This window comes from Mycobacterium sp. P7213 (genome assembly GCF_900604305.1).
Classification (GTDB): domain Bacteria; phylum Actinomycetota; class Actinomycetes; order Mycobacteriales; family Mycobacteriaceae; genus Mycobacterium.
Map to the genome: position 1 here is coordinate 1 of NZ_UWOA01000007.1, position 23,409 is coordinate 23,409.

Consider the following 23,409-nt stretch of genomic DNA (forward strand, 5'->3'; position numbering starts at 1 on the left):
TGACCCGCGGCTGCGCTATGAACGATGTCGCTGCCCTGCAACGCATTACGCTCGACCTTAGATAGCGGCCAACTCCGACTCGAAAGTCCCGTCCTGCGGTAACCAACCCGCGAATATCAGACTTGATACGCGTCGATACGACACGCTCGACAACCCACATTCACCTGGTCACGAAGCGGCGGCCATGACGACGGTCGTGGCCGCCGCTTCACCCTGGGACTTGACAAACATCCCTACATATCAGCGCAGTACCGTGCCGTACGGCGTTCCGAACCGGGCCGCAACAGGCTGAGTTTTTGGCCGCCCCGCCATGCCCAGCCGCCAGCTGCCTCGACTCCCCGAGCGAACCGGGCGGTGAGGTGGTCTTCCAGCTCGCACAACTGCCCGCTGTCGAGGGCTCGGTCGAACAGCAGCGGGACGTGCAGGTGCACATTCCAGCCGCGGTCCAGATGGTGGACCACCTCCGTGATCCGGACGTAGCCGCGAAGGCCGAAAGCCTCCCGGTCGGTCCGCCAGCCCGAGCCCCGCACCAGTGCAGCCCAACCGGCCTCCAGGCGGCCCCAGAGCACTCCTAACCCATCGCCGGCCGTGTGCTGCTGGGTCAAGGTCAGAAGGCCGATTGAGCCGCCCTGAGACGCCCACCGACTGAGCGTGTCGGCCAGGCTTCGCGACTTCGCGCTGGCATCCCGATACCCGCAGACCGGGCACAACCAGGCACGGCCGCAGGAGAGGACCGTGTCGAGGACCTCGTCGGCGGCACCGACGCTGCCACGTCTGATCTTTCGCCCGCATCCGCGTAAGCGTTCATCGTCACTCAGGGCCTGCCCGAACTTCCGCAACTCGATGAGTCCGGCGAGGTTGGCACTGCCTGAGAGCGCCAGTCCGGAACCCTTGCCTACCGACACGAGCATGGGTTCGGCTAATCATGGCCGCGGTGGCGCGTACCGGATTCGATGTCGCCCGATCCCCGTGAACACCTCGACCGCCGCGGCGGCCACCTAAACGCCTGCAATGTTTCGACGGCTGGTGGGGGTCAAACCGGTCACCGGGCTGAACGCGGGCTCGCCGGGGTCGGACGGGTTGAACCGGCATACTTCAAGCGCCGCGATCACGTCCTCTTCGGTCAGCCGCCAGTTCCGACCGATCTTCCTTCCGGGGAACCGACCGGAGCGCAGCTGCTCGATCACCCAGCGCTGACTCGGCGCACCGATTTGTTCGGCGACTTCGGCGGCGGAGTAGGTGGTGATGCTCATGCCGATTCCTCGCTGGAGGCCAAGAGGCCCATGATCCGGTTCAGCAGTGCAGAATTGAGCGGCATGGCGTTGGTGAGCGCCTTGGCCACAGCATCGACCAAGACCTCCTCGCGCATGCGCGTGCGCGCAGCTATCAACTCGGGGTCACTGGGGTCGCGGTAGCGACTGAGCACGGCGACGCGGGCACGTTCGTGGCGAAACTTCGCAGACAAGGCGAGGCCTCCGGTGGCAGTAGGCGTGAACTACGCGAGACAGATGCGTTGGTTATGCACATGAATCGGCGCTGAGCTGAGTGCGCCGGTCTCGTAATCACGCCACCCGGTACCCCGCTGCGCTCCTCGGCCCGGATGATCTGGTGCTCCCGCCGATGTCTGACGCATCCGCACGGTTTCCCACTTGCCACCTTAAGCGTCAATGCTCGGTAGGTCAAGAATGTAGAACTGAATTAGTCACTGCCCCAACTGATTACAGCCTATAGTCGTCCTCTAGTCGATATCTGGGATCCCGCACCGTTGAAGGTCGAGCAGAACCAGTCCGATCTGCCGCGACGCCGCTCAGTCGTCCAGCTCGCTTCGGCGAGATCGCATTTCACTACAGCTCCACTACACGTCGCGCGCCGAGTGGCTTCGCCTCACACCGCCAGGGCCGCCGCGATCGCTTCCGCCGCCACCTCACCGCTGCGCCGGTCGAGGTGGGTATACAGGCCGACGGTGGTGTTGATCGACTCGTGGCCCAGGTGCGCCTGGATAACCGGCAGAGGCACTCCAGCGACAACCATCCACGACGCGCAGGTGTGCCTCAAGTCGTGGATACGGGGGCGGGGCGGCATCTTGGACTTGTCGATGGGCTCACCTTCGGCGTTCGTCGACGGCCACAGCCGCTCGACGGCGGGCTGCCAGACGCGGTCGTGGAAACCGTTTCCCCGCACGGGCTTGCCAGCCCGATTGGTGAACAGCCACTCCCCGGAGTAGTCCAGCTTGTCCAAGACCGCCTTGGGGACGTTGATGGTGCGCACGGACCGCTTGGTCTTCGGCGGCCCGATCTCGTAGCCCCCGCGGTCGTAGGTGCGCTTCCACGCCCGTGTGATGCGCACGGTGCCCATGTCGCGGTCGATGTCGGAGGGCCGCAGCGCGGTGGCTTCACCCCAACGGCACCCGGACGCGACCAGGAACTCGACCAGTGGCCGCCAGTGCTCGGTGACGGCACCGATCAGCCGGACGACATCCTCTCGGCTGAGGCACACCATGTCTGCCCGTTCGGAGGTCGGCAGCCGCTGCCCAGCGGCGGGGTTCGACGGGATATGCCCTGCCCGCACCGCCGAGTTGAGTGCCGAAGACAGGAAGCCGTGCTTGTTGGCGATGGTCTTGCCCGATGCGCCGCTCGCCGACATCGCCTGGGTCCACCGGGCGACATCATCGCGGGACAGTCCCGTCAGCGGCAGTTCGCCGAGCACCGGCGCGATGTCGTTCTTCAAGTAGGACCGGTAGTCGTAGAGGGTGGACTTGCGCAGCCCCGTGAGGTGGTCGATGTGATGCTGCAACCACTCAGCGACCGTTATCACGTTCGGCCCCGGTTCGACGGCGGTGGACTCCAGCGCCCTGGCCGGGCCGAACTGATCCACCAGCTTTTTGAACTTGCTCGCCGACTCAAAGTCCTCGAAGGAGGTCGAGGTCTGCCTGCCGTCGAGTCGGTAGAGCACGGAGAAATACTCGGTCCCGTTAGCGCGGGTGCGGGAGCGCAGCGATGCCATGTCCGCCGATGGTAGCGCGATTGTTGACGAGAGTGTTGACGGGAAACAAAACAGGCCAGGGCTTATAGCCTCTGACCTGCTTTGATACTGGTGGAGCTGCCGGGAATCGAACCCGGGTCCTACGGCATTCCCTCAAGACTTCTCCGTGCGCAGTTCGCTATGCCTCTACTTGGATCTCCCGGTCACGCGAACCAGCCGAGATGACGATCCCAGTCGCTGTTGGTGTCCCGATAAATCCCGCGACCGGACGTATCGGTGGATCCCTCTAGTCGATGCCAGGGTCCGGGCCGAGGGAGGTCCCGGTCTGACAGGCCCGCTATCGCTTAGGCAGCGAGAGCGAAGTCGCTCTGAAGAGCGACCTTAGCCGGAGTAAGTGCAACCTTGGCGCTTACTTGGTTACAGCGACGCTTAACGGTGGTCTCCTGCCTGCACCGGCACGCTTCCCTTGATTCGACACACGCAGTCGAAACCTTTCAGCCCCCTGTCTTGGGTGATTGCCGCCGACCGTCGGCGGACACTTCATGGTACGCGGTTCCAACGACTGACCGACGCCCGTTCATTCCATCGGCGCCGCACCGTCACCGCGCGGTGATCATTGCCACCGCCACCGCCGCCAGCACCATGCCGAGCACCTGTCCGCGGTGCACCCGCTCGCGCAGCACCACGATGGCCAGCACCACCGTCACCGCGGGGAACAGCGAAATCAGCACGCTGGCCAACGCCAGATCCGAACCGCGCAGCGCGAGCAGCATCGCGACATTGGCTGCGGTGTCCGACAGCCCCGCCACCAGCGCCAGCCTCAACGGCCTGCCCGTGGGCAACCGCAACTCACGCGCCCCGGTCGCCGCGGTGAACACCAGCACCGCGGCGCCACCCGCGCGAACGCCAACGGCCACAGCCCGGAGTCGTCCGGCGCCTCGTGGATGAACACGAAGTCCAACCCGAACGCCATACCGGCGCCCACGGTCAGCCAAGCCACCTTGCAGGTGAAGCGGTGCGGCCGGACGTCCTCGTCGGTGGCCTGCCGGCTCACCAGGGCCACCGCCAGCAGTGCCAGCACGATCCCGCCGTCGGCCACCGTGCCGGGCCGCTCCCCCTGGATCAAGCCGATCCCCACCGGAACCCCGGCCGTCAGCACCGCTGAAATCGGAGACACCACCGCGATGGGCCCGGCACCCAGCGCGGCGTAGAACCACCAGCCGCCTAGCCCCAGCGCGACTCCGGAGGCCAGTCCCCAGCCGATCGCGCCCGGCGGAATCGGTCCGCCCACCGCGATGGCGAGCGTGCCCAGCAACACCAGCGCCACCGGGTAGGACACCAACACCACCCGCAGGGCGGGTACGCGACGCGCGGCGAGGCCACCGGCGAAATCGCTGACCCCGAAACCGGCCGCTGACAACAGCGCCAGGACGGCGCCGGTCACATGCCCTTGGCGCGCCGGCCCAGCGCACGGGTCACTTCGCGCTGCGCATCACGCTTGGCGAGGTCCTGCCGCTTGTCGTGGGCCTGCTTACCGCGTGCCAATGCCAATTCGACCTTGACCTTGCCTTCGGTGAAGTACACCGACAGCGGCACCAGGGTCAGGTTGCCGTCGCGGATCTTGCCGATCAGCATGTCGATCTGGCGTCGATGCAACAGCAACTTGCGCGTGCGTCGCGGCTCGTGATTGGTCCACGTCCCGTGGTGGTATTCGGGAATGTGCATGTTGCGCAGCCACACTTCGCCGTCATCGACGGTGGCGAACGCATCAACGAGTGAAGCCTGCCCGGCCCGCAGGCTCTTCACCTCGGTGCCCACCAGCGACACGCCCGCCTCGTACACGTCGAGAATCGAGTAGTTGTGGCGCGCTTTGCGATTCGACGCAACGATCTGCTTGTCCGGCTTCTTCTTGCTGCCCTTGTCCGCCGCTTTCTTAGCCATCGCTACCGCCGCACGTACAGCCGAAGCGTCACGTACGCGGTCGCTCCGGCCATCGCCGCGCCTAACAGCAGCAGGATGGGCGAGATGTAGAGGATGTCGGCGTAATCGATCCGCGCGATCAGATGCGCTTGATAGAACTGGCTGAGCGCATTGTCGAGGAACGCCGCTCGCACGATGATCAACCCGATGATCGCGATGATCACCCCCACCGTCGCGGCCAGTACCGCCTCCACCAGGAATGGCAGCTGCGTGTACCAGCGGCTGGCACCCACCAGACGCATGATGGAGACCTCGGTGCGCCGGGTATAGGCGGCGACCTGAACCATGTTGGCGATCAACAGCACCGCCCCCACCGCCTGCACCAGGGCGACCGCGAACGCAGCACTGCTCAGGCCGTCGAGCACGGCGAACAGCCGGTCGATCAACTTCTTCTGATTGAGCACGCTGAGCACACCCGGCTGGCCCTGCATCGCGGCGTCGAAATCCTTGCTCTGCTCCGGATTCTCCAGCTTGACGATGAACGACGCCGGGAAGGAATCCTTGCTCGCCACGTCCTTGAACTCGGGGAACTTACGGATCGCGTCGGCATAAGCGTCGTCGGAGTTGAGGTAGCGCACCGACTTCACGTCATCGCGGGTCTCGATCTGCTCGCGCAGCGCCTTGCACTCCTGGCCTTCGCAGTTCGGGTCGTCGGCAGCGACGTCGGGGTTCAGAAATACCTGCGATTCCACCCGGTCCAGGTAGATGTTGCGGGACTGGTCTGCCAGGCGCAMCACCAGCAGGCCGCCGCCGAACAACCCGATCGAGATCGCCGTGGTGAGGATCATCGCCACCGTCATGGTGACGTTGCGGCGCAGGCCGGTGAGGACTTCGTTGAACAGGAATCCAAAGCGCACGTCAGCGGTCCATCCCGTAAACACCGCGCTGTTCGTCACGCACCAGCCGACCCAGTGACAGTTCGACGACGCGCTGGCGCATCGAGTCGACGATGTGGTGGTCGTGGGTCGCCATCAGCACCGTGGTTCCGGTGCGGTTGATCCGCTCCAGCAGATCCATGATGTCCTCACTCGTCTCCGGGTCCAGGTTTCCGGTCGGCTCGTCGGCTAGCAGCACCAGGGGCCGGTTGACGAAGGCCCGGGCGATCGCCACCCGCTGTTGCTCACCACCGGACAGCTCACCGGGCAGCCGGTTCGCTTTGCCGGACAACCCGACCATCTCCAGAACCTCGGGAACGACCCGGTTGATCATCTCCGGCTTCTTGCCGATCACCTCGAGCGCGAACGCGACGTTCTCGAACACGGTCTTCTGCTGCAGCAACCGGAAGTCCTGGAACACGCATCCGAGCACCTGCCGCAGGCTGGGGATGTGGCGGCCGGGCAGCTTGTTGACGTGAAACTTCGACACCTGAATGTCACCCGAGGTGGGTGTCTCCTCGGCCAGCAGCAGCCGCATGAACGTCGACTTGCCGGAGCCGGACGGCCCGATCAAGAACACGAACTCGCCCTTGTCGATCTTGACATTGACATTGTCCAGCGCCGGACGGGCCGACGATTTGTACTGCTTGGTGACATGGTCGAGCGTGATCATCACGGCACGAAGTTTAGCCGGGTGAGGCGCCCGGACCGGGCGGGGACGCGGGTGTGGGCGGCACAGGCACGGGCTGGCGAACATCCGGCGGCGCCTCGGGAGCCGGTGGGACCGGTCCGGCTTCCTCCGGCGGCGCCGGGGCGGGCGGCGGACACAGCGGCGGACAGAACGGGAATCCCGGCACCGGCGCCGGCGGCGGTGCACCGGCCGGCGGCTCCGTCGGGGCGGGCGCCTCGGTGGTGGTTGGTGTCGGTGTGACGGTCTCGGTGACCGTCACCGGCGGCTGTTGCAGCTTGGTGCGCGGCACCCACGTGTAGGCCGGGTCGGGGATGAATCCCGGCGGCACCACCTGCGGGGCGGGCGGCGGCGTCGGCTCCGGCCGGTAGGTCTCGTAGACCCACCACACCGCGACGAAGGCGATGATCAGCGCCGCCGTGGACGTGCGGACCCGGCCGCCGAACAGATGCGCCGGCAGTTTCAGTCGCCTGCCGTCTGCCACCTCTGGCTTCTCCGGAACGTCGTCGGGCCTTCTGATGCTGAGTTTCACAGTGTCTCCACCGGCTTCACATCGCCGGCGGTGACCACGCCGGCCGCCGCCAGAGCCCGCACCACCTGGATGCGCAGCCGGCGACCCACCTCGAATTGTTTCCCGGGAAGGGTGCGAGCCACCATCCGCAGATTGACGACGCCGAGCTCGATGCTCTCCACGCCCATGATCGACGGCTGGTCCAACAGCAGGTCCCGCAGCGGAGCGTCGGCCTCGCGTGCGTTCTCACACACCTGGTGCAGCACCTCGTTGACGCGGGTCAGGTCGGCGGTGGTGGGTACCGGGATGTCGACGACGGCGCGCGCCCAGTCCTTGGACAAGTTCAGCGACCGGACGATGTTGCCGTTCGGCACGTTGTAGACCTCGCCGTTGGGGGTGCGCAGCTTCGTCACCCGCAGCGTGACTTCCTCGACCGTCCCCAGCGCTTCGGTCGGTGCTCCCACCATGGACAGCTGCACCAGATCGCCGAAGCCATACTGCTTTTCGGTGATGATGAAGAATCCGCTCAGCAGGTCCTGCACCAGCTTTTGGGCGCCGAAACCGATCGCGCCACCGAGCACCGCGGCCGGCCCCACCAGGGAGCCGACCGGAACGTCGAGGATGCTGGTGATCTGGACGGCGACCATCACGCACAGCAGCACCACCGACAGCCACGAGATCACCGAGGCAACGGCCTGGCGGTGCTTGGAGGCTTCAGACCGCACCAGCGCGTCGCTGGCCGCGAAGCCGCGTTCCAGCCGCCGGGTGACGCGGCGCGCCGCCCAGGTGATGAACCGCGATGCCAGCGCCGCCCCGATCAGCAGCAGGACGATTCGCAAGCCCTTGGTGATGACCCACTCGCCGATCTCACCGCGCCACAAGTCATGCCAGCGCTGCCCCGGAGAGAAAGCCAAGACCATCCGCTTAGTCGCCTTCCGGCCTGTTGCGCCACCGGATTCCGGCTTCGAGGAATCCGTCGATGTCACCGTCGAGCACCGCGGCCGGGTTGCCGACTTCGTACTCGGTACGCAGGTCCTTGACCATCTGGTAGGGGTGCAACACGTAGGAGCGCATCTGGTTGCCCCACGAACTGCCACCATCGCCTTTGAGCGCGTCCATCTCGGCTCGCTCTTCGGATCGCTTGCGTTCCATCAGCTTGGCCTGCAGCACCCGCATCGCCGAAACCTTGTTCTGCAACTGCGATTTTTCGTTCTGGCAGGTGACCACGATCCCGGTGGGGATGTGGGTGAGCCGCACCGCCGAGTCGGTGGTGTTCACCGACTGTCCGCCCGGCCCGCTGGAGCGGTACACGTCGACCCGCACATCGCCCTCGGGGATGTCGATGTGGTCGGTGGTCGCCACCACCGGCAACACCTCGACCTCGGCGAACGACGTCTGCCGGCGCCCCTGGTTGTCGAACGGGCTGATCCGCACCAGACGGTGGGTGCCCTGCTCCACGGAGAGGGTGCCGTAGGCGAAGGGGGCGTGCACCGCGAAGGTGGCGCTCTTGATCCCGGCCTCTTCGGCGTAGGAGGTGTCGAACACCTCGACGCCGTACTTGTGCTGCTCGGCCCAGCGGATGTACATCCGCATCAGCATCTCGGCCCAGTCCGCGGCGTCCACGCCGCCCGCCCCGGAGCGGATCGTGACCAGCGCCTCGCGCTCGTCGTACTCCCCCGAGAGCAGGGTGCGGACTTCCATCGCGTCGATGTCCTCGCGCAGCCGGGCCAGTTCGGCGTCAGCCTCGGCGACCTCGTCAGCACCGCCTTCTTCAGCCGCCAACTCGTAGAGCACGGGAAGGTCGTCGACGCGCTGGCGCAACTCCTCCACCCGGCGCAGCTCGGCCTGAGCATGCGACAACTCGCTGGTCACCTTCTGGGCGCGGGCTTGGTCGTCCCACAGGTTCGGGTCGGATGCATCGCGTTCGAGATCGCTGATACGGCGGCGCAGGCCGTCGACATCGAGCACCCGCTCCACCGTGGTCAAGGTGGCGTCGAGGGCATCGATATCGGGCTGGCGGTCTGGTTCCACGTTTATCGAGGTTACCGGCGGCCATTGGCGTGCGACCTCTAGCATCGGGGTTACGCGGGTGCATGAACGACTTCCGACTCCGAAAGAAGGTTCGAGGATGCGGCCCTACCACGTGGCCATCGTCGGCTCCGGTCCCTCCGGCTACTTCGCTGCGGCATCGCTGCTCAAGCTTGCTGCCGGCGGTGAGGTCGACGTGCGCGTCGACATGCTGGAGATGCTGCCGACGCCGTGGGGCCTGGTGCGCTCGGGTGTGGCGCCGGATCACCCGAAGATCAAGTCGATCAGCGCCCAGTTCGAGAAGACCGCCGCCGATCCACGATTCCGGTTCTACGGCAACGTCACCGTGGGCGAGCACGTCATGCCCGAGGAACTGGCCGAGCGCTACGACGCGGTGATCTACGCAATCGGAGCGCAGTCGAATCGGCAGTTGGGCATTCCCGGGGAGGACCTTCCCGGCAGCGTCGCCGCGGTCGACTTCGTCGGCTGGTACAACGCCCACCCGCACTTCGCCGACCATGCACCCGACTTGACGTGCAAGCGCGCCATCGTGGTCGGCAACGGCAATGTGGCCCTGGACGTGGCCCGCATTCTGGTCAGTCAACCCGACGAACTGCGCCGCACCGACATCGCCGACCACGCGCTGGATCTGCTCGGCCCGCGCGGTGTCGAGGAGGTCGTGATCGTCGGTCGGCGCGGCCCGCTGCAGGCCACGTTCACCAGCCCCGAGCTACGCGAACTCGGCGACCTGAAGGGTCTCGACGACGTCGACGTGGTGATCGACGCCGCCGAGTTCGCCGGGATCACCGACGAGGACATCGAGGCGGCCGCCAAGCATCCCCGGCAGAACGTCAAAGTGCTGCGCACCTACGTCGGGCGCGAAACCCGTCCTGATCACCGCCGGATCGTCTTCCGGTTCTGCACGTCACCGATCGAGATCCGCGGCAACGGCCGGGTTGAGGAAATCGTGTTGGGACGCAACGAGCTGACGACCGACGAGAACGGTTGGGTCAGCGCCAATGACACCGGTGAGCGCGAGGTTCTGCCGGCCCAGTTGGTGGTGCGCTCCGTCGGGTATCGCGGGGTTCCGATGCCGGGATTGCCGTTCGACGATCGCAGCTGCACCATTCCGCACACCGACGGCCGCATCGAAGGCACCAGCAATCAGTACGTGGTCGGATGGATCAAGCGTGGACCTTCCGGGGTGATCGGTTCCAACAAGAGCGATTCGCAGGCCACCGTCGACACGCTCGCCGCAGATCTGGCCTCCCGGGCAGCGCAAGGCGGCCTACCCGACGTCGACGCCGACTATGAAGCGCAACTGCACCGTTGGTTGCTGTCTCGCCAGCCGGAACTGGTCACCGCCGAGCACTGGCAGCTGATCGATACCCACGAGCGCTCCACCGGCGAGCCGCACGGCCGCCCCCGGGTCAAGCTGACCAACGTCGCCGAGATGCTGCGGGTCGGGCACGGACCGGGCGCGACCGACTCCTGCCCGGATTGTGATGACGCGGGCCTGACGTCCTACCCGGTGGCATTGCCGGAGTCGCAGTCGCACTGACCGGGAACGTCAGTCGCCGATCGGCCCGATCAGATTCCAGTTGTCCGGATTGCGCGGCGAGTAGCGCACCGGCAGTAGATCGCCCACGCTCGGCCATTTGCTGACATCGACGGCGTAGCGCTGGTAGACCTCGTGCTCATCGACGGTGGGCCCATGCAGGACACCGGTGATGGTGACGTATTGCGGGCCGGTGGCCTCGGGCCGCGGGCTGACGCCGGTGACCAGCACGGTGCCGTCTTGGGCGCCCGAGCCCGGCCCCGAGCGCAGAAAACGCGGCGCGAGGAACACCGCCAGAACCGCCAGTAGCAACAGCAGTGCCCCAAACTCCCACATGTGGTCATGGTAGGACTTTCGCCATGGCGCAGATCAACGACAATCGCGACTCGCAGCTTCATCAAGACCTGACCCTGGCCCTGGGCCTGGCCGACCGGGCGGACGAAATCACCTTGGCGCGGTTCGGTGCGCTTGACCTGCGGGTCGACACCAAGCCCGACCTGACCCCGGTGACCGACGCCGACCAAGCGGTGGAAACCGCCCTGCGCGAGGTCCTGGTCGCCGAGCGTGCCGACGACCAGATCCTCGGCGAGGAATTCGGTGGCACCGCCACTTTCACTGGGCGCCAATGGATTATCGACCCGATCGACGGCACCAAGAACTTCGTGCGCGGGGTGCCGGTGTGGGCCACTCTGATCGCGTTGCTTGAAGACGGCGTCCCGATTCTGGGGGTGGTCAGCGCCCCGGCGTTGCACCGGCGGTGGTGGGCGACGCGCGGTCAGGGCGCGTTCGGGTCCGTCGCCGGCGGCCCGGCCCGGCCGCTGTCGGTCTCCTCGGTGGCCGATTTGGGCTCCTCCAGCCTGACGTTCGCCGGGCTGCCCTACTGGGCCGCGCGCGGCCTGCGGGAGCAGTTCCTGGGGCTGACCGAGGCGGTGTGGCGGGCACGCTCCTACGGCGACTTCTGGGCGTACTGCTTGGTCGCCGAGGGAGCTGTGGACGCAGCCATCGAGCCGGCAGTGTCGGTCTGGGATCTGGCGGCCGTCGACATCCTGGTGCGCGAAGCGGGCGGGGTGTTTACCGACCTGGCCGGTAACCCGGGCCCGCACGGCAACTGCGCGGTGGCCGCCAACCCCGCCCTGCACCAGCAGGTTTTGGCGGCTTTGGCCCCGGAATAGGCGGGCGTCCGGCGGGGGCCGTTGGCGACTTGGTCACACCTTACTTCTGAGTCATCTTACTTCGGAGTAAGGTGGTCTCATCGATACCTTCCCATCGAGTGAGGCCCTGACATGACTGATATCGCTCCCGCCACCAACGGCTCAAAGGTTCGGTTGAACAGCCGCGCCAGCGGCGTCGGGTCGGTTCCGCACAAGCGCAGCCCGATCGCAACCGCACTGTCATTCGTCACGCCACTGGTCAGCCAGGAATTTCTGGACCGCTACGGTTTGCGGCAACCGCTCAACCGAGGCCTGAACTACGGCGTCAAGACGGTGTTCTCCGTCGCCGGAGCCTCCMCCCGCCAGTTCAAGAAGGTCCAGGGCCTGGGCAAGGCCCCGGCCCGGCTCGGCGCCCCCGCCCGGAGCAAGGGTGGCGACTACTTCGACCTGACCCCCGATGATGACCAGCAGATGATCATCGACACGGTCGAGGAGTTCGCGGCCGAGCTGCTGCGCCCGGCCGCCCACGACGCCGACGAAGCCCTCGACTACCCGCGCGAGCTGCTCGGCAAGGCGGCCGAGTTGGGCATCACGGCGATCAACATCCCGGAGGACTTCGACGGGATCGCCGCACACCGTTCCGCGGTCACCAACGTGCTGGTCGCCGAGGCGCTGGGCTACGGCGACATGGGCCTGGCGCTGCCGATCCTGGCCCCCGGCGGGGTGGCTTCGGCGTTGACTCACTGGGGCAGCGCCGACCAACAGGCCACCTACCTGCCCGAGTTCGCCGGCGAGAAGGTCCCGCAGGCCTGTGTCGCGATCGTCGAGCCACAGCCGTTGTTCGACCCGACCAACCTCAAGACGACCGCGGTGCGCACCCCCAGCGGCTACCGGCTCGACGGCGTGAAGTCGTTGGTGGTGGCCGCCGCCGACGCCGAGTTGTTCATCGTGGCCGCCCAGCTCAACGGCAAGCCCGCGCTGTTCATCGTCGAGTCCTCGACGCCGGGCCTGACGGTGAAGGCCGACCCCAGCATGGGCCTGCGCGCCGCCGCCTTGGGCCAGCTCGAGCTGAACCAGGTGTCGGTGCCGCTGAGCGCCCGCCTCGGCGAGGAAGCCGCAACCGATTCCGACTACTCGCAGGCCATCGCGCTGTCCCGACTGGGCTGGGCCGCACTGGCGGTCGGCACCAGCCACGCGGTGCTCGACCATGTGATGCCCTACATCAAGGAGCGTGAGGCGTTCGGAGAGCCGATCGCCAACCGCCAGTCGGTGGCGTTCATGTGCGCCAATATCGCCATCGAACTCGACGGCCTGCGGCTGCTGACCTGGCGCGGTGCCTCGCGCTGCGAGCAGGGCCTGCCCTTCATCCGGGAGGCCGCGCTGGCCAAGCGCATCGCAACCGACAAGGGCATGCAGATCGGCCTGGACGGTGTGCAACTGCTCGGCGGCCACGGCTACACCAAGGAACACCCGGTCGAGCGCTGGTACCGCGATCTGCGGGCACTCGGTGTCGCCGAGGGCGTCCTGGTCATCTGAGTCATCGAAGACATCAAGCAAACTCCGCTGCGAACACGAAAGTCTGATCATGGCAATCAATCTGGAACTGCCCCGCAAGCTGCAGGAAGTCATTGAGATGACCCATGCCGGGGCCGCCGAGATGCTGCGCCCCATCTCGCGCAAGTACGACGAGCGCGAGCACGCTTACCCGGTCGAGCTGGACACCCTGGAAACCCTGTTCGACGGGGTCTCCGGGGCCGGCGGCAATGCGATGGCCGGCGCCGAGGCCTTCCGCGACACCGGCGAGCAGACCGGTAACCGCAACGCGGCCAACATGGCGGCGATGCTGCAGGTGCTCGAGATGAGCTGGGGCGATGTGGCTTTGATGCTGTCGGTGCCCTATCAGGGCCTCGGCAACGCGGCGATCTCCGGTGTGGCCACCGATGAACAGCTCGCCCGACTGGGCAAGGTGTGGGCCGCCATGGCCATCACCGAGCCGAGCTTCGGCTCCGACTCGGCCGCGGTCACCACGACGGCCACCCTCGACGGCGACGAGTACGTGATCAACGGCGAGAAGATCTTCGTCACCGCCGGATCGCGCTGCACCCACATCGTGGTGTGGGCCACCCTGGACAAGGCGCTGGGGCGGGCGGCCATCAAGTCGTTCATCGTGCCGCGCGAGCACCCCGGCGTCATCGTCGAGCGCCTTGAACACAAACTCGGCATCAAGGCCTCCGACACCGCGGTGATCCGGTTCGACAATGCCCGCATCCCCAAGGACAACCTGCTGGGCAGCCCGGAGATCAACACCGAGAAGAGCTTCTCCGGGGTTATGGAGACCTTCGACAACACCCGGCCGATCGTGGCCGCGATGGCCGTCGGGGTCGCGCGCGCCGCACTCGAAGAGCTGCGCAAGATGCTCACCGCCGCGGGCATCGAGATCTCCTACGACAAGCCGGCCCACGCCCAGAGCGCACCGGCCGCGGAATTCCTGCGCATGGAGGCCGACTGGGAGTCGGCGAACCTGCTGACGCTGCGCTCGGCGTGGCAGGCCGACAACAACATCCCCAACTCCAAAGAGGCGTCGATGGGCAAGGCCAAGGCCGGCCGGGTGGCCAGCGACATCACCCTCAAGGCCGTCGAAATGGCCGGCACCCTGGGCTACTCCGAGCAGATGCTGCTGGAGAAGTGGAGCCGCGACTCGAAGATCCTCGACATCTTCGAAGGCACCCAGCAGATTCAGCTGCTGGTGGTGGCCCGCCGGCTGCTGGGCCTGACTTCGGCCGAGCTGAAGTAGCGCACCCGCCCCCTTCCCGCCGAGCAGACGCACAGGCCCCCATCTCCCGCCCGGAATGGGGGCTTTTGCGTCTGCTCGCGCACTTGCCCCGGAGATAAACAAAAAGTAATATTACTTTTACTTTCTTGCGCCTATCCCCGGGAGTCGCCGATGGAATCCTTCGTCCACCTGCGCAAAGGCACCACTCCGCATCGCCTGCACGCCGACCTCGACGGCCTCAAGGACGATGAACTCGGCCGCGGTGGCTTCATCGGCCGCACCGCCAACATGTACCGGCGCAACGACCCGACCGCCTACCGTGCCGAAGGACCACTGCGGCCCGTCGATGTGCTGGCCGCGCTCCTGCAGCCGACCGACGCCACCGACGCCGCCGGCGATCCGCTGCTGCTGTTCAGCAACGCCGACTGCCGCATCCGGCTGTCGCGGCGCTCGGTCCCGATGCCGTTTCACATCCGCTACGTCGACGGCGACCTGCTCTGCTTCGTCCATGCCGGGTCCGGACAGCTGGAAACCGAGTTCGGCCCACTGGACTACCGCGAGGGCGACTGGCTCTACCTGCCCAAAGCGACCACCTGGCGACAACTACCCGCGGCCGAAACGACGCTGCTCATGATCGAGGCCACCGACGAGTTCCGGGTTCCACCGCCCGGTCCGCTGGGCCGGCACTTCCCGTTCGACCCTTCCCTGATCGTCATCCCGGATCCAGCCCCCATCGACGACGATGGGCAGGACAGCTACGAGGTCCGGCTGATCCATGACGGCGGCCCGACAACGCTTCACTACCAACACAATCCGATTGACGTCGAGGGCTGGCGCGGCGACAACTTCGCGTTCTCGTTCAACATCGCCGACTACAACGTGGTGACGTCTGACAGCGTGCATCTGCCACCGACGGTGCACCTGTTCATGCAGGCCACCGGGGTCTACGTGATGAACTTCCTGCCCAAACCCGCCGAAGGGGTGGCGGGCACCGAACGCACACCGTGGTATCACCGCAACGTCGACTACGACGAAATCGCCTTCTTCCACGGCGGTTCGCTCTACGGGATTCCGATGCCACCCGGACTGATCAGCCACGCCCCGCAGGGCGTGCATCACGGTGCACCGGAGAAGGCCCGCGAGCGCGCGCGCCGGAAGTTCGACGACTATCAGCGGGTGGACTGGCAGGTCATCGCCATCGACACCCGGCGCCGCCTCATCCCCTCCCCCGAAGTTTTGGCCGCCGACCTAGGACAGCACGCATGACCGCCAAGCACGACTACGACCGAATCCCCTACCTGATCGCCTACCAGAACAACTCGGGCGTCCGTGACGTCTACGGCGGAGTCGCCGAGCTGGTGGTGTTGGAGAGCTACCTGCTGAAGCCGAAGGATGCGCCGAGCGACACCGTGCTGGTGTTCATGCACCCGATCGGCGGCGGCGCCTACCTTCCGATGGTCAATGCGCTGGCCCGCGCCGGTCACCACGTCATCTACTGCAACAGCCGATTCCGCGGCACCGACTCGGCGTTGCTGATGGAGAAGGTGGTCGAAGACCTCGGTCAGTGCATCTCCGACGCCAAGAACCGGCTCGGCTACGCCAAGGTGGTGCTGGCCGGATGGAGCGGCGGAGGTTCGCTGTCACTGTTCTACCAACAGCAGGCACAGCACCCGACGGTCACGGCCAGCCCGTCCGGTGACGGCCCCGACCTCACCAAACTGAACCTGATCCCGGCCGACGGCGTGATGCTGCTGGCCGCCCACATCAGCCGCCACGGCACGCTGACCGAATGGCTGGACGCGTCCATCCTCGATGAGTCCGACCCGACCAAACGCGACCCGGAACTGGACCTCTACAACCCGGACAATCCCAACCAGCCGCCCTACAGCACGGAGTTCCTGGACCGCTACCGGGCGGCCCAGATCGCCCGCAACCGCCGGATCACCGCTTGGGTCAAGGAGAAGCTGGCCGAGTACACCGAGGCCGGCCCGCCCGATCAGGAGTTCGGGTTCGTCGTACACGGCACCATGGCCGACCCGCGCTGGCTGGATCCCACCGTCGATCCCAACGATCGCACCCCCGGCAGCTGCTATCTGGGCGAGCCCGCGGTGGTGAACATGAGCCCGGTCGGATTGGCGCGATTCTGCACGCTGCGCAGCTGGCTGTCGCAGTGGAGCTATGACGACGCCCACGGCGACGGACTGGACTGCGGAGCAGACATCGCGGTGCCCACCCTGGTGATCGGCAACCTGGCCGACGACGCCTGCACCCCGAGTCACACCCGCCGGCTCTTCGAGGCGATCGGCACCAGCGACAAGGCGATGCACGAGATCCCCGGAGCCAACCACTATTACGCCGGGCCGGATCAGCGTGACGCGCTGCGACAGGCCGTAACGATCGTCACTGATTGGCTGGCCCAGCATGATTTCGTAGGCTCGTCGGCATGAACACCGCTGGTGCGCTCGACGGCATCCGGGTGCTGGAGCTCGGCACGCTGATCTCCGGGCCGTTCGCCGGGCGGCTGCTGGGCGACATGGGTGCCGAGGTCATCAAGATCGAGCTGCCCGGCAAACCCGACCCGCTGCGCACCTGGGGACAGGCCGAGCTCGACGGGCACCACTTCTTCTGGACCGTGCACGCCCGCAACAAGAAGGCCGTCACCCTCGACCTGCGTACCGAGCGCGGCCGCGAGCTGTTCCTGGAGCTCATCGACAAGTCCGACATCGTCGTGGAGAACTTCCGGCCCGGCACGCTGGAGCGCTGGGGGCTGGGCTTCGACATCCTGTGTCAACGCAATAAGGGCATCATCCTGGTGCGGGTCTCCGGCTACGGACAGACCGGACCGGATGCACACAAGGCCGGTTACGCCTCGGTCGCTGAGGCGGCCAGCGGGCTGCGGCACATGAACGGCTTTCCCGGCGGCCCGCCACCGAGGCTGGCCCTGTCTCTCGGTGACAGCCTCGCGGGCATGTTCGCCGCCCAAGGTGCGTTGGCCGCCCTCTACCGTCGCACGGTCACCGGCCAAGGCCAGGTGGTCGACGTCGCCCTCACCGAATCCTGCTTGGCCATCCAGGAATCCACCATCCCCGATTACGACGTCGGCGGCGTGGTCCGCGGACCGTCGGGCACCCGGCTGGAAGGGATCGCCCCGTCGAATATCTACCAGTCGGCCGACGGCAGCTGGGTGGTGATCGCCGCCAACCAGGACAGCGTGTTCGCCCGGCTGTGTCAGGCCATGGGGCGCCCCGAGCTGACAACCGACCCGCGGTTCACCGATCACGGGGCCCGCGGCCGCAATCAGGATGAGTTGGACGCGATCATCGGCGAGTGGGCGGCGCAGCGGGCGCCCGATGCCATCATCGCGACGCTCAGCGACGCCGGCGTGATCTCCGGGCCCATCAACACCGTTGCCGAGGTCGTCAAAGACCCGCAACTGTGGGCGCGCGGCATGCTCGCCGAACACTGGGACGAAGGCGCCGAGCGCACCGTGCTGGGACCCGGCGTCATGCCCGTGCTCTCGGAGAGCCCCGGCACCATCCGCAACGCCGGATCGGCCCGGCCCGGCCAGCACAATGACGAGGTCTACGCCGGCCTGCTCGGCAAGACCAGCGCGCAGATCGAAGCCCTACGCACCGAGGGGGTGCTGTGAGCACACTGCCCGCCCAGGTCGCGATCCGCGAAGTCGCGCTGCGCGACGGTCTGCAGATCGAAGCACCGATCCCGTTGAGCGCCAAGCTCGAACTGCTGGCCGCCATCGCCGCCACCGGCGTTCGCGAAGTCGAGGTGACCTCCTTCGTCTCCCCGACCAAAGTCCCGGCCCTCGCCGATGCCGCCGAGCTGGCCGCCGAGCTGTGGCGCTACCCACAACTCGAGTTCTCCGCACTGGTCGCCAGCCCCGGTGGCGCCGCCCGGGCGGTCGCCGCCGGCCTGAAGTCCATCGAGTACGTGGTGTGCGCCTCGGATGCCTTCAGCACCGCCAACGTCGGGCGCCCCACCGCAGCGGCTGTCGCGGCCATCACCGAGATCGCCGGCATCGCCCACGACGCCGGCGCCTCGGTGGAGGTCATCGTCGCCACGGCCTGGGACTGCCCGTTCGACGGTCCGACCGATCCCGGCCGCGTCACCGACATCGTCGTCTCGGCGACCGCTTTCGGAATCGACCGGCTGGCCATCGCCGACACCATTGGCACCGCCACTCCCCGGCGCGTCACCGACCTGATCGCGGCGGTGCAGCCGATCATCGGCGACATCCCCCTGGGAGCACACTTCCACAACACCCGCGGCTCCGGGCTGGCCTGCGCCTACGCGGCGATTCAGGCGGGAATCACCCGACTCGACGCCTCAGCCGGTGGCCTGGGCGGCTGTCCGTTCGCCCCCGGCGCCACCGGCAACATCGCCACCGAAGACCTCGTGTACCTGCTCGGTGACTGCGGCATCGACACCGGAATCGATCTGGATGCCGCCATCACCGCGGCCGGCGTGGCCAGCACCGTCGTCGGCCACGGGCTACCCAGCGCCCTGCTGGCCGCCGGAGACCGGAAGCGGGTCTGAGAGCCTCGATGTCGACCCAGCGTGAGCTCAGTTCCAAGGGGCGCCTGACGCGTGGTGCGATCGAGCAAGCCGCCCGAGAACTGTTCGCCGAACGTGGGTTTCACGGCACCACACTGGCCGACATCACGTCGGCCGCCGGAAAGTCGACGGCCGTGTTGTACCGGTACTTCCGCGACAAGGAAGAGCTGCTGGCCGCGCTGGCCGAGTCGTTTCTCACCCAGGTGGTCGAGTCCTCCGGCCTCAAGATGCGACTGCCGGAATCTCCGGAGGACACCGAGTTCTTCTCGTCGGTGGTCAGCGCCTACTGGGCCATGTTCAAGCCGAACATCGGCGTCATGATCGCAGTCGCGCAGCTGGCCGCGACCAGCGAGCGATTCGCCGCGCTGCAGAACGAGTTCCGCCGGTTCGGCATGGAGATCGTCGCCGCCTCGGTGCGGCGGGCACAGCAGCAGGGCTATGGAGTCGAGCTCCATCCCGACCACATCGCGGCGGCCATCGCGCTACTGTTCGAGAATTTCACCGTCGTGTTCGTCGGCCCGTCCGGGCCGGGATGGCGGATCAGTGACAGCGAGGCAATCGAGACGCTGTCGACCATCTGGAGAAAGACCCTGTACGGCCGTGATCACTGACAACTGAAGGAATCGCCATGGATTTCACACTGCCCGAACATCTTCCCGGTGTGCTCGCCGAGATGGACGACTTCATCGAACGCGAGATCGCACCGCTGCAGGCCGAGAACATGCAGTATTTCGACCACCGGCGCGAGTTCGCCCGCACCGACGTGGAACGTGGCGGCATCCCGCGACGTGAGTGGGAAGAACTGCTCGATGAGATGCGCCGCCGCGCCGACGCCGCCGGCTGGCTGCGGTACGGGTTGCCCTCCTCGCTGGGCGGGCGAAACGGAACCAACGTCGACATGGCAGTGATCCGGGAACATCTGGCGCACAAAGGTCTCGGCCTGCACAACGATCTGCAGGACGAGTCCTCGATCGTCGGGAACTTCCCGCAGGTGATCATGATGGAGCGGTTCGGCACCGACGAGCAGCGCCGCGAGTTCTCCGAGGCGATGATCACCGGCGAGCGGTCGATGGCCTTCGGCTTGACCGAACCCGACCATGGTTCGGATGCGACGTGGCTGGAAACCCGCGCCGAACTCGACGGCAACACCTGGGTGATCAACGGTGCCAAGCGGTTCAACACCGGAGTGCATCGGGCCACCCACGATCTGGTGTTCGCCCGCACGTCCGGCGAGGCGGGTTCGGCGCGGGGCATCACCGCATTCCTGGTGCCCACCGACACCCCGGGCTTCACCATCCCGTTCTACTGGTGGACCTTCAACATGCCCACCGACCATGGCGAGGTCGAACTGCGCAACGTGCGAGTTCCGGCCGAAGCGGTGCTCGGCGAAGTCGACGGCGGGTTGGACGTGGCACAGACTTTCCTGCACGAAAACCGGATCCGCCAGGCCGCCTCCAGCCTGGGCGCCGCGCAGTACTGCATCGACCGCGCCGCCGAGTACGCCCGGCAACGCATCGTGTTCGGCAAGCCGCTGTCGGTCAACCAGGCGGTGCAGTGGCCGCTGGCCGAATTGCAGACCGAGGCCCAGATGGTGCGACTGCTGGTCAACTATGCGGCCTGGCACCTGGACCGTGACCACCACCTGGAGGTCTCCGACAAGGTGTCGATGGCCAACTACCGCGCCAACCGGCTGGTGTGCGAAGCCGCCGACCGCGCCATTCAGATCCACGGCGGAATCGGCTACACCCGCCACGAGCAGTTCGAGCACATCTACCGGCATCACCGCCGATACCGGATCACCGAGGGCGCCGAGGAGATCCAGATCCGTCGGGTCGCCCAGCGCCTGTTCGGGTTCGACCGCCGGCGATGACCGCCGACCAGCTCGCCGATCGGCTGGCCGATGTGCTGACGCCGGTGATGGGCCCCGTCGCGGTCGAGGGCCTGCGCGCCCTGACCGGCGGCGCCAGCCGCATCACCTGGGCTTTCGATGCCGTCGCCGACAACCAGGAACGCCGGTCACTGATTCTGCGCACCGGGCCGCTCGAGGAGCTCTACGCCAGCATGGAACTCGAGGCGCAGGCCCAGCACGCCGCAGGCGAGGCCGGCGCTCCCGTTCCGCACGTGTTACTCGCCGATAATTCCCCTGCAGCACTGGGGAATCCGTACCTCATCTGCGACCTGATCGACGGCGAGACGGTGGTTCGCCGCATCGAGCGCCAGCTCGATGACGCCGGACGCGAACACCTGCTGCGCCAGTGTGCGCGCGCGCTGAGCGCCATCCACCGGGCCGATCCGAGTGGCATCGCACTGAGCACCGACGATCAGCTGGCCGCGTGCCGCGCCCAGCTCGACACCATGCCCGATACCACCGCTGCCTTCGAATGGGCGTTTCGGCGGCTGGCCGCCGATCGTCCATCGCCGGTGCCGAAGCAGCTGGTCCACGGCGATTTCCGGATGGGCAATCTGATGGTCTCCGGCAACGGTGACCTGGCCGCCGTGCTGGACTGGGAGCTGGTGCACCTCGGCGACGGGTGTGAGGACTTGGCCTGGTTCTGTCTCCGGGCCTGGCGGTTCGGTGCGCCCCTGGAGCGCGCCGCCGGTGGGCTCGGCCATATCGACGCCTTCCTGGCCGCCTATGAGCAGGCCGGCGGCGACTGTGCCGTCGACCCGGATCGGTTCGACTGGTGGCTACTGCTGGGCACGCTGCGATGGGGCATCATCTGCCGCTACCAGGCACAGCGTCACCTCAGTGGCCAAACCCGTTCGGTGGAACTGGCGACCATCGGTCGGCGGGTCTCCGAATCCGAATGGGACGTGCTGCGCCTGCTCGATGGAGTGCGGCCATGAGCGCCGGACGCCGCCCCACCGCGGCCGAACTCGTCGCAGCTGTCACCGAATTCCTGGACACCGCGCTGGTGAACCGCGACGGCGATGCCGCCAACGACGGCCAGGTCAGGTTCCACGCCCGGGTGGCGGCCAACGCACTGCGTATCGTCGAACGGGAGTTGCGCGATACCGCCGGTGGCGTCGTGGTCGAGGCCTTGGCCGGGCTGGGTTTCGCCGACGAGGCCGAGCTGGCCGCCGCCATCCGGGCCGGCGACCTCGACGACCGGCCTGAGGCGCTCACCGCCTGCCTGTACACCCTGGTGGAGCATCGGTTGGCGATCGACCATCCGGGATACGCCCAGTAACCGCTAGAGTTCCTGCGCGACAATCACTTCGACGGCGCTGCTCCAAACCTGGTGTATCGACAGGACCTGCGCAGTAGCATCTGGTGCGTGTCCGACTCCAATGCCGCGCTGCGAATCCTTGTCTACAGTGACGACGCCGCGACCCGCGCACGGGTTATGACCGCGTTGGGCAAGCAGCTGCACCCGGACCTACCGGAGCTGACTTATGTCGAGGTCGCGACCGAGCCGGTGGTGATCCGGCAGATGGATGCCGGCGGAATCGACCTGGCGATCCTGGACGGGGAGGCAACCCCGGCCGGCGGGATGGGCATCTGCAAACAGCTCAAAGACGAGATCACGCCCTGCCCGCCGATCCTGGTGCTGACCGGCCGCGCCGACGACGTCTGGCTCGCCAAATGGTCACATGCCGACACCGCGGTGGCCCACCCGATCGACCCGATGGAACTGAGCCGCGCGGTGCTGGGTCTGCTGCGCACGCCGACCCCTGGTTGATACCGCGGTCCCAGCCTCACCTCTCCTGCGTCGAGCCTCGCTGAACCGGCGGGGTTAGGGCAGCCTCAGGACCGAATTCCCCTGTCGCCGTTACCGCTACAGGTGATACCCGTCACAGTTGTCGGCAATTTCGGATTCTTCCCAACCGCCTCGTGGCAGCAGACTAGGCTGTGCCTGAAGTCACATCGGTGCCCGGAAGGGAACTACGTCACTGAGCATGAACCTCTACCTGCCGATCCTGGTCCTCGCCGCGCTCGCCGCCGGTTTCGCCGTATTTTCCGTGGTCGCCACCGCTCTGGTAGGCCCCTCGCGCTACAACCGGTCGAAACTAGAAGCCTACGAGTGCGGCATCGAGCCCACAGACCAGCCGGTCAGCGGTCCGCACGCCCCATCCGGGCAGCGGTTCCCGGTGAAGTACTACCTGACGGCGATGCTGTTCATCGTCTTCGACATCGAGATCGTTTTTCTCTACCCCTGGGCAGTGGCCTTCGACGGGCTTGGAATGTTCGCCCTCATCGAAATGGTGCTGTTCGCCGTCATCGTGTTCGTCGCCTACGCCTACGTCTGGCGGCGCGGCGGCCTGAATTGGGATTGAGCGGGAGTAGGCGGGC

Annotated in this window: 24 protein-coding genes, 1 other RNA gene and 2 pseudogenes; 14 read left to right on the plus strand and 13 right to left on the minus strand. The window is 66.8% G+C overall.

Annotation, left to right across the window (positions count from 1 at the left end; all coding sequences use genetic code 11):
• Positions 1-233: 233 nt before the first annotated feature.
• The 12 genes and pseudogenes from EJK91_RS03865 to prfB all read right to left on the minus strand — a co-directional run bounded on the left by EJK91_RS03865 (position 234) and on the right by prfB (position 9,067).
• On the minus strand, positions 234-911 hold the full coding sequence (locus tag EJK91_RS03865; RefSeq protein ID WP_125078303.1) for a protein rep: 678 nt from the start codon (positions 909-911) through the stop codon (positions 234-236).
• Positions 912-998: 87 nt separating this feature from the next.
• Positions 999-1,253 (minus strand): helix-turn-helix domain-containing protein, encoded by a 255-nt coding sequence (locus EJK91_RS03870; protein ID WP_125078304.1) that lies wholly within the window; start codon positions 1,251-1,253, stop codon positions 999-1,001.
• Positions 1,250-1,465, minus strand: coding sequence for a hypothetical protein (locus EJK91_RS03875; RefSeq protein WP_125078305.1), 216 nt, complete (start codon positions 1,463-1,465; stop codon positions 1,250-1,252). Before EJK91_RS03875 ends, EJK91_RS03870 begins: the two co-directional genes overlap by 4 nt.
• A 419-nt stretch (positions 1,466-1,884) precedes the next feature.
• Positions 1,885-3,003, minus strand: coding sequence for a tyrosine-type recombinase/integrase (locus EJK91_RS03880; RefSeq protein WP_125078306.1), 1,119 nt, complete (start codon positions 3,001-3,003; stop codon positions 1,885-1,887).
• 88 nt (positions 3,004-3,091) lie between these two features.
• Positions 3,092-3,484, minus strand: a transfer-messenger RNA (tmRNA) gene (gene ssrA, locus EJK91_RS03885).
• Positions 3,485-3,581: 97 nt separating this feature from the next.
• A pseudogene (locus tag EJK91_RS03890) lies at positions 3,582-4,426 on the minus strand (EamA family transporter).
• Positions 4,423-4,923 carry an SsrA-binding protein SmpB gene (gene smpB / locus EJK91_RS03895; RefSeq protein ID WP_024442487.1) on the minus strand — a complete coding sequence of 167 codons (501 nt, stop codon included), beginning with the start codon at positions 4,921-4,923 and terminating at the stop codon, positions 4,423-4,425. Before smpB ends, EJK91_RS03890 begins: the two are co-directional and overlap by 4 nt.
• 2 nt (positions 4,924-4,925) lie before the next feature.
• Positions 4,926-5,819: a permease-like cell division protein FtsX gene (gene ftsX / locus EJK91_RS03900; protein ID WP_125078307.1), complete on the minus strand. Its 894-nt coding sequence runs from the start codon at positions 5,817-5,819 to the stop codon at positions 4,926-4,928.
• Between the two features lies 1 nt (position 5,820).
• Positions 5,821-6,510: a cell division ATP-binding protein FtsE gene (gene ftsE, locus EJK91_RS03905; protein ID WP_024442485.1), complete on the minus strand. Its 690-nt coding sequence runs from the start codon at positions 6,508-6,510 to the stop codon at positions 5,821-5,823.
• Between the two features lie 13 nt (positions 6,511-6,523).
• Positions 6,524-7,009 carry a hypothetical protein gene (locus EJK91_RS03910; RefSeq protein ID WP_051190256.1) on the minus strand — a complete coding sequence of 162 codons (486 nt, stop codon included), beginning with the start codon at positions 7,007-7,009 and terminating at the stop codon, positions 6,524-6,526.
• A 44-nt stretch (positions 7,010-7,053) separates the two neighbouring features.
• Complete coding sequence (locus EJK91_RS03915; protein ID WP_024442483.1) at positions 7,054-7,956, minus strand: mechanosensitive ion channel family protein; 903 nt, start codon at positions 7,954-7,956, stop codon at positions 7,054-7,056.
• 4 nt (positions 7,957-7,960) lie between these two features.
• Positions 7,961-9,067: a peptide chain release factor 2 gene (gene prfB, locus EJK91_RS03920; protein WP_125078308.1), complete on the minus strand. Its 1,107-nt coding sequence runs from the start codon at positions 9,065-9,067 to the stop codon at positions 7,961-7,963.
• 97 nt (positions 9,068-9,164) lie between these two features.
• Here prfB and EJK91_RS03925 point away from each other — a divergent pair.
• Positions 9,165-10,535, plus strand: a pseudogene (locus EJK91_RS03925) (FAD-dependent oxidoreductase); the annotation flags it as partial.
• 99 nt (positions 10,536-10,634) lie between these two features.
• On the opposite strand, the gene EJK91_RS03930 reads toward EJK91_RS03925, so the two are convergent.
• Positions 10,635-10,958, minus strand: coding sequence for a hypothetical protein (locus EJK91_RS03930; protein ID WP_024442480.1), 324 nt, complete (start codon positions 10,956-10,958; stop codon positions 10,635-10,637).
• 23 nt (positions 10,959-10,981) lie between these two features.
• Here EJK91_RS03930 and hisN point away from each other — a divergent pair, with 23 nt between their 5' ends.
• The 13 genes from hisN (at position 10,982) to EJK91_RS03995 (ending at position 23,393) form a co-directional block, all read left to right on the plus strand.
• Positions 10,982-11,794: a histidinol-phosphatase gene (gene hisN / locus EJK91_RS03935; protein ID WP_046300082.1), complete on the plus strand. Its 813-nt coding sequence runs from the start codon at positions 10,982-10,984 to the stop codon at positions 11,792-11,794.
• A 111-nt stretch (positions 11,795-11,905) separates the two neighbouring features.
• Positions 11,906-13,309 (plus strand): acyl-CoA dehydrogenase family protein, encoded by a 1,404-nt coding sequence (locus EJK91_RS03940; protein WP_125078309.1) that lies wholly within the window; start codon positions 11,906-11,908, stop codon positions 13,307-13,309.
• Between the two features lie 49 nt (positions 13,310-13,358).
• Positions 13,359-14,567, plus strand: a complete 1,209-nt coding sequence (locus tag EJK91_RS03945; protein ID WP_046300084.1) for an acyl-CoA dehydrogenase family protein — start codon at positions 13,359-13,361, stop codon at positions 14,565-14,567.
• A gap of 150 nt (positions 14,568-14,717) precedes the next feature.
• Positions 14,718-15,812 carry a homogentisate 1,2-dioxygenase gene (locus EJK91_RS03950; protein ID WP_125078310.1) on the plus strand — a complete coding sequence of 365 codons (1,095 nt, stop codon included), beginning with the start codon at positions 14,718-14,720 and terminating at the stop codon, positions 15,810-15,812.
• Positions 15,809-16,993, plus strand: a complete 1,185-nt coding sequence (locus EJK91_RS03955; protein WP_125078311.1) for an alpha/beta hydrolase family protein — start codon at positions 15,809-15,811, stop codon at positions 16,991-16,993. The genes EJK91_RS03950 and EJK91_RS03955 overlap by 4 nt, the downstream gene beginning before the upstream one ends.
• A complete protein-coding gene (locus EJK91_RS03960; RefSeq protein WP_125078312.1) occupies positions 16,990-18,195 on the plus strand; it encodes a CaiB/BaiF CoA transferase family protein in 1,206 nt (401 codons plus the stop codon). Before EJK91_RS03955 ends, EJK91_RS03960 begins: the two co-directional genes overlap by 4 nt.
• Positions 18,192-19,097, plus strand: a complete 906-nt coding sequence (locus EJK91_RS03965; RefSeq protein ID WP_125078313.1) for a hydroxymethylglutaryl-CoA lyase — start codon at positions 18,192-18,194, stop codon at positions 19,095-19,097. The genes EJK91_RS03960 and EJK91_RS03965 overlap by 4 nt, the downstream gene beginning before the upstream one ends.
• 8 nt (positions 19,098-19,105) lie before the next feature.
• Positions 19,106-19,726 (plus strand): TetR/AcrR family transcriptional regulator, encoded by a 621-nt coding sequence (locus tag EJK91_RS03970; protein ID WP_024442472.1) that lies wholly within the window; start codon positions 19,106-19,108, stop codon positions 19,724-19,726.
• A gap of 17 nt (positions 19,727-19,743) precedes the next feature.
• Positions 19,744-20,985 (plus strand): acyl-CoA dehydrogenase family protein, encoded by a 1,242-nt coding sequence (locus tag EJK91_RS03975; protein WP_024442471.1) that lies wholly within the window; start codon positions 19,744-19,746, stop codon positions 20,983-20,985.
• Complete coding sequence (locus EJK91_RS03980) at positions 20,982-21,962, plus strand: phosphotransferase family protein (RefSeq protein WP_125078314.1); 981 nt, start codon at positions 20,982-20,984, stop codon at positions 21,960-21,962. Before EJK91_RS03975 ends, EJK91_RS03980 begins: the two co-directional genes overlap by 4 nt.
• On the plus strand, positions 21,959-22,306 hold the full coding sequence (locus EJK91_RS03985; RefSeq protein ID WP_024442469.1) for a DUF6285 domain-containing protein: 348 nt from the start codon (positions 21,959-21,961) through the stop codon (positions 22,304-22,306). The genes EJK91_RS03980 and EJK91_RS03985 overlap by 4 nt, the downstream gene beginning before the upstream one ends.
• 87 nt (positions 22,307-22,393) lie before the next feature.
• Positions 22,394-22,798 (plus strand): Rv3143 family two-component system response regulator, encoded by a 405-nt coding sequence (locus EJK91_RS03990; protein ID WP_024442468.1) that lies wholly within the window; start codon positions 22,394-22,396, stop codon positions 22,796-22,798.
• A 217-nt stretch (positions 22,799-23,015) separates the two neighbouring features.
• Positions 23,016-23,393: an NADH-quinone oxidoreductase subunit A gene (locus EJK91_RS03995; RefSeq protein WP_024442467.1), complete on the plus strand. Its 378-nt coding sequence runs from the start codon at positions 23,016-23,018 to the stop codon at positions 23,391-23,393.
• The last annotated feature ends 16 nt before the right edge of the window (positions 23,394-23,409 follow it).

Coding starts and splice junctions, on each gene's coding strand:
- smpB (WP_024442487.1), bottom strand. CDS start 4,923: ATGGCTAAGAAAGCGGCGGACAAGGGCAGCAAGAAGAAGCCGGACAAG.
- EJK91_RS03950 (WP_125078310.1), top strand. CDS start 14,718: ATGGAATCCTTCGTCCACCTGCGCAAAGGCACCACTCCGCATCGCCTG.
- hisN (WP_046300082.1), top strand. CDS start 10,982: ATGGCGCAGATCAACGACAATCGCGACTCGCAGCTTCATCAAGACCTG.
- EJK91_RS03995 (WP_024442467.1), top strand. CDS start 23,016: ATGAACCTCTACCTGCCGATCCTGGTCCTCGCCGCGCTCGCCGCCGGT.
- EJK91_RS03945 (WP_046300084.1), top strand. CDS start 13,359: ATGGCAATCAATCTGGAACTGCCCCGCAAGCTGCAGGAAGTCATTGAG.
- EJK91_RS03915 (WP_024442483.1), bottom strand. CDS start 7,956: ATGGTCTTGGCTTTCTCTCCGGGGCAGCGCTGGCATGACTTGTGGCGC.
- EJK91_RS03970 (WP_024442472.1), top strand. CDS start 19,106: ATGTCGACCCAGCGTGAGCTCAGTTCCAAGGGGCGCCTGACGCGTGGT.
- EJK91_RS03870 (WP_125078304.1), bottom strand. CDS start 1,253: ATGAGCATCACCACCTACTCCGCCGCCGAAGTCGCCGAACAAATCGGT.
- EJK91_RS03865 (WP_125078303.1), bottom strand. CDS start 911: ATGCTCGTGTCGGTAGGCAAGGGTTCCGGACTGGCGCTCTCAGGCAGT.
- EJK91_RS03930 (WP_024442480.1), bottom strand. CDS start 10,958: ATGTGGGAGTTTGGGGCACTGCTGTTGCTACTGGCGGTTCTGGCGGTG.
- EJK91_RS03975 (WP_024442471.1), top strand. CDS start 19,744: ATGGATTTCACACTGCCCGAACATCTTCCCGGTGTGCTCGCCGAGATG.
- EJK91_RS03985 (WP_024442469.1), top strand. CDS start 21,959: ATGAGCGCCGGACGCCGCCCCACCGCGGCCGAACTCGTCGCAGCTGTC.
- ftsE (WP_024442485.1), bottom strand. CDS start 6,510: ATGATCACGCTCGACCATGTCACCAAGCAGTACAAATCGTCGGCCCGT.
- EJK91_RS03980 (WP_125078314.1), top strand. CDS start 20,982: ATGACCGCCGACCAGCTCGCCGATCGGCTGGCCGATGTGCTGACGCCG.
- EJK91_RS03880 (WP_125078306.1), bottom strand. CDS start 3,003: ATGGCATCGCTGCGCTCCCGCACCCGCGCTAACGGGACCGAGTATTTC.
- EJK91_RS03960 (WP_125078312.1), top strand. CDS start 16,990: ATGAACACCGCTGGTGCGCTCGACGGCATCCGGGTGCTGGAGCTCGGC.
- EJK91_RS03955 (WP_125078311.1), top strand. CDS start 15,809: ATGACCGCCAAGCACGACTACGACCGAATCCCCTACCTGATCGCCTAC.